Here is a 12,260-nt window from a genome sequence, read left to right on the forward strand (position 1 = left end):
TCAGGTTCGTCAGCAGTCCCGCCATCCGGGTTCGGCACCCGATTGGCCCCTTCGAAGAGTCGATCACTAGTCTGAGCGCCGATAAAGCGCGCATAAGACGGCGGCCGCTTTCGCGAACCGCATCGCGAACCGGCCCCGGCACGGCAGGGCCTATGAGCCCGACGGGGGAGCACACATGGGAGAACAGCGCAGGCGGCTGCGGTCCAGCACGGTCGTACTCGGTGGGATGGGCGTCGTCGCGGCGGCCCTGACCTCCTGCGGTTCCGATCCGGACCGCCGCTGCGTGGACCGCGACAGCTACGACTACGCCAACGGCTACAAGATCATCGCCGACAAGAACTGCAACTCCAGCTCCAGTTCGTCGTCGTCCTACCGCAAGAACCGCAAGAACAACAGCAGCGGCAACCGGAGCCAGGCCGGCTCGGCCGACGCCGCCTGGTACTACGACGCGGACGTCAGCGGCGGCCGGGCCGACTACGGCACCTTCAGCCGCAGCGAGGCCGTGGACCGGGACGGCTTCGGCTGCTCGGGCGACGGCGACGGCTCCGGCTCCGGCGGCGGCTGATCCGGCGGACGAGGCAGAACCATGGAACGCCGCACCATCGAACCCCGGCCGGGCTGGCAGAAGACCGTCGAGGACCAGGGGCTCATCTACCCGCTGACCCGCCACCCGGACGGTTCCCTGCGCCCGTACTGGGACGAGAGCGCGTACTACGTCTTCTCGCTCCCCGAGGTCGAGGCGCTGGAGGAGGTCGTCGAGGAGCTGCACGGCATGTGCCTGGCGGCGGCCGAGCACATCGTGTCCGAGGACCGCTTCGCCGACCTCGGCATCACCGACCCGCGTCTCGTCGGCCTCGTCGCCGAGGCGTGGCACCGGCGGGCCGAACTGCCGTCCGTCTACGGCCGCTTCGACCTCCGTTACGACGGGACCGGCCCCGCCAAAATGCTGGAGTACAACGCCGACACGCCGACCTCGCTCGTCGAGGCGGCCAGCCCCCAGTGGTTCTGGATGGAGGAACGCTTCCCGGGCGCCGACCAGTGGAACTCCCTCCACGAACGCCTCGTCGACGCCTGGAAGAAGCAGTCCCACCTGCTCCCGCCGGGCAGCCCCCTCTACTTCGCGCACTCCGCCGGCGACGAGCTCGGCGAGGACCTGATGACGGTCGCCTATCTGAAGGAGACCGCCGAGCAGGCCGGCCTCGACACCGACTGGATCTCCATGGAGGACATCGGCTGGGACCGCCTCTCCGACCGCTTCGTCGACAAGAAGCTCCGCTTCATCCGCAGCATCTTCAAGCTCTACCCGTGGGAGTGGCTCACCACCGACCGCTTCGCCTCCCATGTCCTCGCCACCCTCGACAACGGCGGCGGCACCGGGAGCACGATGTGGATCGAGCCCGCCTGGAAGATGCTCCTCAGCAACAAGGCCCTCCTCGCGATCCTCTGGGAGCTGTACCCCGGTCACCCCAACCTCCTCCCCGCCTATCTCGACGGGCCCCGCGAACTGGCCACCACCGCCGGCTACGTCGCCAAACCCCTCCTCGGCCGCGAGGGCGCAGGCGTCACCCTCCACGAACCGGGCGGCACCCCCGCCCTCCGCGAAGACCCCTGCTGCTACCAGCAGTTGGCCCCCCTGCCGACCTTCGACGGCAATCACGTCGTCCTCGGCGCCTGGGTCGTCGAGAACGAATCGGCGGGCCTCGGCATCCGCGAGTCCTCGGGCCCGGTCACGGACGAGTACGCCCGCTTCCTCCCCCATGTGATCCTCTGACCCCCGCGGCCCCCGCCGCCGCCTCCCGTCGTTCGTATGGTGGACGCCAGGGCCCGGGCGTCCACGGCGCCCGATAGGGTGGCCGGTGGGCCGTGACTGGCGCGCTGGGATGGGATGGACCATCGGGGAGCGGCCCGGGGAAGATGAGTGCCGTGCGCCTGGGCCGTACCGTGAACGCTGAACGCAACGTCCGGAGGTCCCCATGTCAGCCGCGCCCCTCTCCAACGAGTCCACCGCCTTCCGAGCCGCTCTCGATGTGATCCGCGCCGTCGAGCCGCGCGTGGCCGACGCCATCGGCCAGGAGGTCGCCGACCAGCGCGAGATGCTCAAGCTGATCGCCTCCGAGAACTACGCCTCCCCGGCCACCCTGCTGGCGATGGGCAACTGGTTCAGCGACAAGTACGCCGAGGGCACCATCGGCCGCCGCTTCTACGCCGGCTGCCGCAACGTCGACACCGTCGAGTCCCTTGCCGCCGAGCACGCCAAGGAGCTCTTCGGAGCCCGCCACGCCTACGTCCAGCCGCACTCCGGTATCGACGCCAACCTCGTCGCCTTCTGGTCGGTCCTCGCCCAGCGCGTCGAGGTCCCCTTCCTGGAGAAGGCCGGCGCCCGCCAGGTCAACGACCTCTCCGAGGCCGACTGGGCCGAGCTCCGCCAGGCCTTCGGCAACCAGCGCATGCTCGGCATGTCCCTGGACGCCGGCGGCCACCTCACCCACGGCTTCCGTCCGAACATCTCCGGCAAGATGTTCGACCAGCGCTCCTACGGCACCGACCCCACCACCGGCCTCATCGACTACGAGGCCCTGCGCACCTCCGCCCGTGACTTCAAGCCGCTGATCATCGTCGCCGGCTACTCCGCCTACCCCCGTCTCGTGAACTTCCGGATCATGCGCGAGATCGCCGACGAGGTCGGGGCCACGCTCATGGTGGACATGGCGCACTTCGCGGGCCTCGTCGCCGGCAAGGTCCTCACCGGCGACTTCGACCCGGTACCGCACGCCCAGATCGTCACCACGACCACCCACAAGTCGCTGCGCGGCCCGCGCGGCGGCATGGTCCTGTGCGACGACTCCCTCAAGGACCAGGTCGACCGCGGCTGCCCGATGGTCCTCGGCGGCCCCCTCCCGCACGTCATGGCCGCCAAGGCCGTCGCCCTCGCCGAGGCCCGGCAGCCCGCCTTCCAGGACTACGCCCAGCGCATCGTCGACAACTCCCGCGCACTCGCCGAGGGCCTGATGCGCCGTGGTGCCACCCTGGTCACCGGCGGCACCGACAACCACCTCAACCTGATCGACGTCGCCACCTCCTACGGTCTCACCGGCCGCCAGGCCGAGGCCGCGCTGCTCGACTCCGGGATCGTCACCAACCGCAACGCCATCCCGGCCGATCCGAACGGCGCCTGGTACACCTCCGGCATCCGTATCGGTACGCCCGCGCTGACCACGCGCGGTCTGGGCACCGCCGAGATGGACGAGGTCGCCGGCCTCATCGACCGCGTCCTCACCACCACCGAGCCCGGCACCACCAAGTCGGGCGCCCCCTCCAAGGCGCAGCACGTCCTCGATGCGAAGGTCGCCGACGAGATCTCCCGCCGCGCCACCGACCTCGTCGCCGGGTTCCCGCTGTACCCGGAGATCGACCTCGGCTGACCCCCCTCACCGCCGCCGGTCAGGCGTCCAGCAACTCCTGACGGGGCTCCCTCGGCGGTCCGGACCCGTGCCGGGCCGCCGCGCGGCGCAGGACGAGCGTGGCGCCTGCGGAGCCGAGGAGCAGGCCCAGGGCCAGAGCGGGTATCGCCCAGCGCGCCCGGTCGTTCAGGCCGGGTGCGTCAGCCGCGGCCCGGGTGTCGGTGGCCGTCTCGCCGACGCCGGCCCCGGCCTCCGAGAGCGAGTCGGTCGAGGGCGCTTCGCCCCGCGCCGGGCTGTCGGAGGCCTTGCCCAGGACGCCGAGCCCGGTGAGCAGGTCGCGCAGCTCCGCAGACTGCTTCGCCTTGTGCCAGGCGCTGTTGCCCGCGTCGCCGGTGTCCTCTTCGACGTCCAGGCTCGTGTTGATCCAGACGTCCTTCGTGTCGGGCGAGACCGTGTACAGCCGGTCCACCCGCCAGGGGGTCACGTCATGGAGCATCCAGGTCACGGTGACCATGTCGGTGACCTGCTCACCCCATGTGTCCCCCGCGGCCCACTCCGGAGCCTCCTCCCGGCTCCCGTCGAGCTCGGATCCCGCACGGGCGAGGAGCCTCTCCAGGAGGTCGTACTCCTTCTGTGTGCCGTACAACGACGCCGTCCGCTGACTGGTGGGGGAGACCAGCAGCGCGCTGGTCGGGCCGCCCGCCGCCGAGGGCGGCGCCCCCAGCAGGAGCAGGGCCGAAGTGGTCACCAACGCGCCCATCGCCGCCGCCAGTTGTCGCAGTCCACGCATCCGACACCCCCGATCGATCCCGGTGCGGTCCGTCCGCACTCGCGGTGTCATTCCTGGTACACCGCTCGAACCGCCGGGGTTCCCACCTCGACGCGACCGATCTAGGGCGTGTTTCGGAAGTCCCTTCTGCTCTGCGACGTTCGGCACGCTCCCCCACTCTCGGCTCCGCTCGAGCGGGAGGGACCCCCACCGCCGCACCGGACGAAAGGCCAAGTACGTCCAGTACGAGGCCTTTCGTCCGGCGCGCCGAGAGCACGCACCGGACGCCGCAGAGCCGCCCTTCGGGCGACGAAGGGACTTCCGAAACACGCCCTAGCTTGACTCTGTCGGGGATCTTGGGGTTGGCGAGGTCAACTGCCCAGGGTTCGCCAGGATTTCAGCCGAGGTAACTCGCGCTGGTCGAGGTAGCTCTGGAAGGCAGTCGGTCGGCGGGGTATGGGGGCTTCCTCGGCCGGTGGCAATCCGCTGAGGCGCTCGATGTTGACGGCGATGGCCGTCAGGACGTGCTGGATGTGGGCCTTTCCCTGCCCTCGGTAGCGGCAGCGCCGCATGCCGTGGCCGTGGGCGAACTCGTTGACCGTGCCCTCCACTCCGGAGCGGACCGCGTAACGCGTCTTCCACTCGGGCGTCTGCTGCTCGGCGCGGACACGGAGTTGCAGGTCACGGAGCTCTCGTGGAGGAAATCCCACGGTGCGGGCGCTGTCGGCGGTGGTGGTGCACTGGATGCGGGCCGGGCAGGGGCGGCACTGGCTCTTGGTGAACCTGGCCACGATCAGCGGGGCCGCGGTGGGCGAGGAGGTCGGGTAGGGGCCGTGCCAGCCCGCACTGACCTGCCCCTGCGGGCATGTGACTTGCTGATGGTCGTAGTCGATGCGGAAGTCGTCCCGGGCGAAGCCCTCATTTCGGCGGTGTTGGCGGGTGGGGTTGCTCTTCAGCGGCCCGGAGACGGTGACCTGGTGTTCGCGGGTGGCCTGTTCCAGGTGGGGCAGGGAGGTGTAGCCGGCGTCGACCAGGTGCTCGGCGGGCAGCAGTCCGCGGCGGGAGAGGCGGGTGTGGATGCCGGGCAGGACCTGGCTGTCGTGGGTGGTGGCCGCGGTGGTGGCCACGTCGGTGATCACGTTGGGGCCGTCGGGAGCGCAGGTCTCGGTAAGGTGGGCGGTGAACCCCTTCCAGCTGATGATGTGTCCGTGCCGTGCGTAGCGGGCCGAGGTGTCGTAGGGAGAGACGACCGCCCGGGACGAGGGCGGCAGCCCGGGCCCGCCTTCCTTCTCGGCGGTGCGCCAGCGCAGATGTCCTGCGGCGTCACGGTGGTAGTTCTGCACCATGATCTGGCGCAGGGCCTGGATACGAGGACCGGATGTGCGGTCTGCTCCGTGCTGGTAGAGGTGTTCCAGGAGTCGGACGGCGTCGTTTCCGGTGGCAAGAATCCTGGTCTTGGGCTTGGTGGGGTTCCTGCCCAGGCGGACCGGCCGGCCGTAGCGGAGCCCCCAGTCCTCATCGACCAGCTCGTCCAGCAGGTGCGGGGATGTGCCGGCGACTTCTTCGAGTGCGGCGCGGACCGCCTCGGTGACCATCTCCAGGCGGGTCAGGTCGCGCACCGCGGCCAGGACGTGGGTGGAGTCGGTGCGCTGCGTGGTGCGCCCGCGCACCAGGCCGGCCTCCTTGAGGCGGGCCAGTGCGAGGTCGAGGAGGCGGTCGGCGCGGTCGTCTTCGGCGAGACGGTCTCGGAAGTCGGCCAGCACACTGTGGTGGAAGCCGGGATCGTCCAGCTCCATGGCCATGGCGTACTTGAAGTCAATGCGGCAGCGGACCGACTCGGCGGCCTGCCGGTCCGACAGGCCGAGCAGGAACTGCAGCACACAGACGGTGGCCAGTTGAGCAGGCGAGAGCCCCGGACGCCCATTCCGCGGGTACCAGTCGGCGAAGTCCTCGTCGCACCACAGCCCATCGAGGCGGTCACGTACCCATATCGCCGTCGTGCCGTCCGGGTTGCTCGCCCGCGCAACCTGCGCAGTCAGAGACGGGACCTGCTCACCGGAACGGGGACGAAGAGACAACGAGCACCTCGACAGCTGTATCGGTCGGCGGAACTACCCGAGCATGCCCGTCGATCTTGCTGCCGCACCGGGAAACTCCAAGATCCCCGACAGAGTCAAGCTAGTCCAACGACTCCGCGATCTCCCGCGCCCGCGTCTTCGACCCCACGCCCTCCAGCCGCAGCGTGAACTCGTCGTCGTGGACCCACAGCAGGGTGGGCCCCGCCGTGCGCTCGGAGCGGGTGAAGCGGGAGCCGTCCCCGGAGGTCATCCAGAAACGCAGGAGGTGTGGCTCGGGGAACCACAGCGCGTCGTACGCACCCCCGCTCAGCCGGACCCACTCGACGACCTGCTCGCCCGCCACGGTCTTGCCGTACTCGGGTGCCAGCCGGGCCGCGTACTCGTCGAGCCGGACGGTGTCTCCCCGCTCGTCCCAGCAGAGGGTGATCACGAAGCGGTCCTTCGGCGCACGGGTCACGGACACGGCGTCCGGGGTGCCCAGCGCGCCCGGCACGAGCGGGGCGAACCCCGCCCGCCGCTCGGCCTCGGCGAGCGGGACCGGGTCCGGGCAGCCCGGCACCCGCGCCCCGGGCGAAGGCGTCGCCGACGGGTCGTACCGCACCTCGACCCCGCCGAAGTGGAACCAGTCGGCGACCGCCGCCCGCACCGGAGGGGTGAGGACGAGGACCGTGAGCAGCCCGCACAGCGCGGCGGTCAGCGCGCGCCGACGGAGCCGGGCCCACCGGCGCACCGCCCGCAGCCGCTCACCTGCCCCCGGCGGCTCGGCCACCGGGGTCGGCACCCCCTCGGCGAGTATCTGCCGCAGAACCCGCTCGACCATGGTCTCGTCGGTCTCGTCGGTCTCGTCGGTCTCGTCCCCGTCGGCACCCGGCCGGTCCAGTGCCCGCCCGAGCGCCCGCAACTCCTCGGGCAACCGGACGCCACGGCCCTCACTCTCGGTGATCCCGCCGTCCTGGTCCCGTTCCCGGTCCTCGCCCCTGTCCGGCTCACTCACCCCCCATCACCTCCGCTCCCCTTCGCCAGCGCCTCCCCGGGCTCGAACTCGGGCAGCAGGCGGCCCAGCTTGCGCAGTGCTCGGCTCAGGCGGGACTTCACCGTGCCCCGGGGCCAGCCCAAGGCGGCCGCCGTCTCGGGCTCGTCCATCTCCAGCAGGTAGCGGTAGGTGACGACCAGCCGGTGTTCCTCGCTCAGCTTCTCCAGGGCGCCCAGGAGCGCGACACGGCGCTCTATCTCCAGCGCGGCGACCGCCGGGTCGGCCGAGGGCGGTATCAGCGGCTCGGCCTCGGCCAGGGCCGCCTCGCGGTCGGCCAGAGAGCGCTGGCGCCCGGCTGTCCGCACTGTGTTCCTCGTCTCATTGGCCACGATCGACAGAAGCCACGGCCGGAACACGGCGCCGTCCCGGAAGCGGCCCAGTGAGCAGTACGCCTTGAAGAAGGCCTGCTGCACCACGTCCTCCGCGTCCGCACCGGCGCCGAGCGCCCGGGCCGCCCGCAGCGCGATGCCCGTGTGGGCGCGCACCAGCTCCGCATACGCCTCCGGCTCACCGGCGCGTACGCGTGCGATCACCGCGGCCTCATCGACGATGCGGCCCCCCTCCCGCGTTCTCACAAAATGGGTACACCGCCCGAGCCCGATCGGTTCCCACCCGTGTCACATCTGTTTCCGGTCGGTTCCGGAACGGGGCCGGACACCTGAGAGAATGGTGAGCATGGCCTCTGACCGACCCCGCGTGCTGTCCGGCATCCAGCCCACCGCCGGCTCGTTCCACCTCGGCAACTACCTCGGCGCCGTCCGCCAGTGGGTGGCCCTGCAGGAGTCCCACGACGCGTTCTACATGGTCGTCGACCTGCACGCGATCACCGTGGCGCAGGACCCCGCCGACCTGCGCGCCAACACCCGGCTCGCCGTCGCGCAGCTGCTCGCCGCCGGTCTCGACCCGGAGCGCTGCACGCTCTTCGTCCAGAGCCATGTCCCCGAGCACGCGCAGCTCGGCTGGGTCATGAACTGCCTCACCGGCTTCGGCGAGGCCTCCCGTATGACGCAGTTCAAGGACAAGTCCGCCAAGCAGGGCGCCGACCGTGCGAGCGTCGGCCTCTTCACGTACCCGATCCTCCAGGTCGCGGACATCCTGCTGTACCAGGCGAACGAGGTGCCGGTCGGCGAGGACCAGCGCCAGCACATCGAGCTCACCCGTGACCTCGCCGAGCGCTTCAACGGCCGTTTCGGCGAGACCTTCACGATCCCGAAGCCGTACATCCTGAAGGAGACGGCGAAGATCTACGACCTTCAGGACCCCGCGATCAAGATGAGCAAGTCGGCGTCGACCCCGAAGGGGCTGATCAACCTGCTCGACGATCCGAAGGTCACCGCCAAGAAGGTCAAGAGCGCGGTCACCGACACCGACACGGTGATCCGCTTCGACACCGCGGAGAAGCCGGGCGTCAGCAACCTGCTGAGCATCTACTCGACCCTGACGGGGACGGGCATCGCGGAACTGGAGCAGAGGTACGTCGGCAAGGGCTACGGTGCGCTCAAGACGGACCTCGCCGAGGCCATGGTCGAGTTCGTGACGCCGTTCCGGGAGCGCACCCAGCAGTACCTGGACGATCCGGAGACGCTCGACTCGCTCCTGGCCAAGGGAGCCGAGAAGGCGCGCGCGGTCGCGGCGGAGACGCTCGCCCAGGCGTACGACGCGGTGGGCTTCCTGCCCGCCAAGCACTGAGCCGCACCACCTCTGCCCCCGAGCGCCGATCGCACCACCGGTCGCGCCACCGACAGCGCCGCACATCACTCCCGCTGCGCCTGCCCGGAACACCGCGGTGGCCGTACAGTCGATAGCCGGTGCGATGGATCGCGACCGACGGCGACCGACCGCGATCAACCGCGGCCAACAAAGACATATGACAACTCGCATGACACGACGACAGGAGACGACGTGGGGACCGTAACGATCGGTGTGTCGATCGCGGTCCCGGAGCCCCTCGGCAGCCAGCTCCAGGAGCTGCGCGCGGGCTTCGGCGACGCCGCGGCTCACGGTATCCCCACGCATGTCACGCTGCTGCCGCCGACCGTGGTCGAGGACGCGGAGCTGCCGGCGATCGAGACGCACCTCACCGAGGTCGCGGCGGCCGGGCGCCCCTTCCCGATGCGGCTGTCCGGCACGGGGACCTTCCGCCCGCTGTCGCCCGTCGTGTTCGTGCGGGTCGTCGAGGGGGCCGAGGCCTGCACCTGGCTGCAGAAGCAGGTCCGGGACGCCTCGGGGCCGGTGGCGCGCGAGTTGAACTTCCCGTACCACCCGCATGTCACCGTGGCGCACGGCATCGCCGAGGAGGCGATGGACCGGGCGTTCGAGGAGCTCGCCACGTACGAGGCCCAGTGGCCCTGCACCGGGTTCGCGCTCTACGAGCAGGGTCCCGACGGGGTCTGGCGCAAGCTGCGCGAGTTCGCCTTCGGCGGGTCGGTCGTCCCGCCGCAGGCGGGGGCGCCGGTGGGGGACACGGCGACGCTGCCGCTGGGTGGGGCGGGCGCCTGACAGCTCGGGGGTTCGGGCTGGTCGGCGGGTGCGGGTGAGGGGGAGTCGCTCGCGCGGTTCCCCTCACCCCTTGCGGGGCGCGCCCCGTCCTCCTACAGCGGCAGGCGGCGGAAGACCGACCTCGGGACGTGCCTCAGGGCTGCCATCACCAGGCGCAGCGAACCCGGGACCCACACCGTCTCGGAGCGTCGCCGCAACCCCAGCTCGATGGCGGCGGCGACCGCCTCCGGGGTCGTCGCGAGGGGGGTCTCCGGACGGCCCGCCGTCATGCTGGTCCGCACGAAACCGGGGCGTACGAGCATGACGTGGGCGCCGGTGCCGTGGAGGGCGTCGCCGAGGCCCTGGGTGAAGGTGTCGAGGCCGGCCTTGCTGGAGCCGTAGATGAAGTTGGAGCGGCGGGCGCGCTCGGCGGCGACGGAGGACAGGACGACGAGGGAGCCGTGGCCCTGCGACTGGAGGGCCCGCGCGCAGACCAGGGCGGACGAGACGGCTCCGGTGTAGTTGGTCTGGGCGACGCGCGCGGCGGCCACCGGGTCGCGTTCGTCGTTCGCCTGGTCGCCGAGTACGCCGAAGGCGAGGAGGACCAGGTCGATGTCGCCCTCGGCGAAGACCTTGCCGAGGATCGCCTCGTGGGACCCCGAGTCGAGCGCGTCGAAGCTGATGGTGTGGGTCTCCGCGCCGAGTCCGCGCAGGTGGATGGCGGCGTTCTCCAGATCCGGTGAGGGGCGCCCCGCCAGCCACACCGTGCGGGTGCGGCGGGCGATCAGACGGCGTGCCGTGGCGAGCGCGATGTCCGACGTACCGCCGAGGATCAGCAGGGACTGGGGGGTGCCGAAGGCGTCCTTCATGACAGCTCCTGGGTGTGGTGGGGGACGGAGATTTCCCTGGCGCTCACAGGCTCAGGCGGCGGGCCAGGTCCGACACGAAGACGCCGCCCGGGTCCAGCTCCCCGCGCAGTGCGCGGAACTCGGGCAGGCGGGGGTACATCGCGGCCAGCAGTTCGGGGCGCAGACGGGCGTCCTTCGCCAGGTAGACGCGGCCGGCGGCGGCCGCGACCTCCTCGTCGAGCGTGTCGAGGAAGGCGCCGAGACCGGGCAGGCTCGCCGGGATGTCCAGGGCGAGCGTCCAGCCGGGCATCGGGAACGACAGCCAGCCGGGGTCGCCCTCGCCGAACCGCTTCAGGACGGCGAGGAAGGAGGGGCAGCGGCGTGCCGAGATCCGGTCCACGATCCGGCGCAGGGCCTCTTCCTGGCCGTACCCGACGACGAACTGGTACTGGACGAAGCCGGACCGGCCGTAGATCCGGTTCCAGTGCGGGACCCCGTCGAGCGGGTGGAAGAAGGTGGAGATCCGCTGGAGTTCGCCGGTGCGGGCCCGGGGTGCCCGGCGGTACCAGAGCTCGTTGAAGAGCCCCACGGCCGTACGGCCGAGGAGGCCCTCGGGGACGAACGCGGGGGCGGCCGGGAGACGCTGGGGCTGGAATTCCAGCGGACTGGTGAGTGCGTCTCTCCGCAGCGCGTCCCCGCGCCGAAATCGGCCTCCACGCACGCGCGTGGAGGCCGATTTCCGTGACTCCAGCGCTTCCAGGGGCGCGTGCTCGCCGCGGGTGAGCACGGCGCGGCCCGTCGACGCGCCCCTGGCGAGCAGGTCGATCCAGGCGACGGAGTAGCGGTAGTAGCGGTCCGTGGCCGTGAGACGGACGAGTAGGTCGTCGAGGTCGCGGGCGCGTTCGGTGTCGACGGACATCCAGGACGTCTCGACGGGGAGGAGCCGGACGGTCGCGGTGAGGACGACGCCGGTCAGGCCCATACCGCCGGCCGTGGCGTCGAAGAGCGGGGTGCCGGGGACGACCGTGCGGATCTCGCCGTTCGCCGTCAGCAGTTCGAAGGACAGGACGTGCCGGGCGAACGACCCGGAGACGTGGTGGTTCTTGCCGTGGATGTCGGCCGCGATGGCGCCGCCGACGGTCACCTGACGGGTCCCGGGGGTCACCGGCACGAACCAGCCCAGCGGGAGCAGGACCTCCATCAGCCGGTGGAGCGAGACGCCCGCGTCGCAGAGGACGGTGCCGCCGTCCGCGTCGATGGCGTGGACGCGGTCGAGGCCGGTCATGTCGAGGACGGCCCCGCCCGCGTTCTGCGCCGCGTCCCCGTACGCCCGCCCCAGCCCCCGGGCGATCCCGCCACGCGCCCCGCACGCCCGTACGGCGGCCACGGTCTCGTCGTACGTCCGCGGGCGGAGCAGCCGGGCGGCGGTCGGGGCGGTGCGGCCCCAGCCGGTGACGGGGACGGTGCGGCCGGGGCCGGGGCCGGGGCCGGGGCCGGGGGGTGCGGAGGCCGGGGAGACTGCGGCGGCGTCGGCTGGCATGCCCGCGACCGTATCGCCGCGTATGCGAAGGAATCGGGCGCATCGGCCCGGCCGCTCTGCCGCCTCACCGAAATGGGTGATTAATGGGATGTCGTTCAAGAGTGCCGCAATTC

The 12,260-nt window shown here is 71.2% G+C and carries 11 protein-coding genes and 1 riboswitch; of the genes, 5 read left to right on the forward strand and 6 right to left on the reverse strand.

Annotated features, from left to right (window positions below):
• Window positions 1-175 precede the first annotated feature (175 nt).
• From OG202_RS30595 to OG202_RS30605, 3 genes are all read left to right on the forward strand, one after another.
• The gene (locus tag OG202_RS30595; protein ID WP_327728107.1) at window positions 176-565 is read left to right on the forward strand and encodes a hypothetical protein; all 390 of its coding nucleotides are present in this window, start codon (window positions 176-178) and stop codon (window positions 563-565) included.
• A 21-nt stretch (window positions 566-586) separates the two neighbouring features.
• Window positions 587-1,771, forward strand: coding sequence for a glutathionylspermidine synthase family protein (locus OG202_RS30600; RefSeq protein ID WP_328223915.1), 1,185 nt, complete (start codon window positions 587-589; stop codon window positions 1,769-1,771).
• 82 nt (window positions 1,772-1,853) lie between these two features.
• Window positions 1,854-1,942: riboswitch (ZMP/ZTP riboswitch) on the forward strand.
• 31 nt (window positions 1,943-1,973) lie between these two features.
• A complete protein-coding gene (locus OG202_RS30605; protein ID WP_327728105.1) occupies window positions 1,974-3,422 on the forward strand; it encodes a glycine hydroxymethyltransferase in 1,449 nt (482 codons plus the stop codon).
• A gap of 19 nt (window positions 3,423-3,441) precedes the next feature.
• Here OG202_RS30605 and OG202_RS30610 read toward each other — a convergent pair whose 3' ends face one another.
• The 4 genes from OG202_RS30610 to OG202_RS30625 all read right to left on the reverse strand — a co-directional run bounded on the left by OG202_RS30610 (window position 3,442) and on the right by OG202_RS30625 (window position 7,856).
• Window positions 3,442-4,191: a hypothetical protein gene (locus OG202_RS30610; RefSeq protein ID WP_327728104.1), complete on the reverse strand. Its 750-nt coding sequence runs from the start codon at window positions 4,189-4,191 to the stop codon at window positions 3,442-3,444.
• A 350-nt stretch (window positions 4,192-4,541) separates the two neighbouring features.
• On the reverse strand, window positions 4,542-6,248 hold the full coding sequence (locus OG202_RS30615; RefSeq protein WP_328222359.1) for an IS1182 family transposase: 1,707 nt from the start codon (window positions 6,246-6,248) through the stop codon (window positions 4,542-4,544).
• A gap of 100 nt (window positions 6,249-6,348) precedes the next feature.
• Window positions 6,349-7,242, reverse strand: coding sequence for a hypothetical protein (locus OG202_RS30620; protein WP_328223916.1), 894 nt, complete (start codon window positions 7,240-7,242; stop codon window positions 6,349-6,351).
• Window positions 7,239-7,856: an RNA polymerase sigma factor gene (locus tag OG202_RS30625; RefSeq protein WP_326578384.1), complete on the reverse strand. Its 618-nt coding sequence runs from the start codon at window positions 7,854-7,856 to the stop codon at window positions 7,239-7,241. The genes OG202_RS30620 and OG202_RS30625 overlap by 4 nt, the downstream gene beginning before the upstream one ends.
• 100 nt (window positions 7,857-7,956) lie before the next feature.
• Here OG202_RS30625 and trpS point away from each other — a divergent pair, with 100 nt between their 5' ends.
• Window positions 7,957-8,970, forward strand: coding sequence for a tryptophan--tRNA ligase (gene trpS / locus OG202_RS30630; protein WP_327728101.1), 1,014 nt, complete (start codon window positions 7,957-7,959; stop codon window positions 8,968-8,970).
• 213 nt (window positions 8,971-9,183) lie between these two features.
• Window positions 9,184-9,780 carry a 2'-5' RNA ligase family protein gene (locus OG202_RS30635; protein WP_327728100.1) on the forward strand — a complete coding sequence of 199 codons (597 nt, stop codon included), beginning with the start codon at window positions 9,184-9,186 and terminating at the stop codon, window positions 9,778-9,780.
• Between the two features lie 92 nt (window positions 9,781-9,872).
• Here the strand turns inward: OG202_RS30635 and OG202_RS30640 are convergent, their stop codons facing one another.
• Together OG202_RS30640 and OG202_RS30645 are read right to left on the reverse strand one after the other, a co-directional pair.
• Entirely contained in the window at window positions 9,873-10,628 is a 756-nt protein-coding gene (locus OG202_RS30640) for a decaprenylphospho-beta-D-erythro-pentofuranosid-2-ulose 2-reductase (RefSeq protein ID WP_326578378.1), read from the reverse strand.
• A 43-nt stretch (window positions 10,629-10,671) separates the two neighbouring features.
• The gene (locus tag OG202_RS30645) at window positions 10,672-12,147 is read right to left on the reverse strand and encodes an FAD-binding oxidoreductase (RefSeq protein WP_327728099.1); all 1,476 of its coding nucleotides are present in this window, start codon (window positions 12,145-12,147) and stop codon (window positions 10,672-10,674) included.
• Window positions 12,148-12,260: the final 113 nt, after the last annotated feature.

The organism is Streptomyces sp. NBC_00310 (assembly GCF_036208085.1).
Taxonomy (GTDB): domain Bacteria; phylum Actinomycetota; class Actinomycetes; order Streptomycetales; family Streptomycetaceae; genus Streptomyces.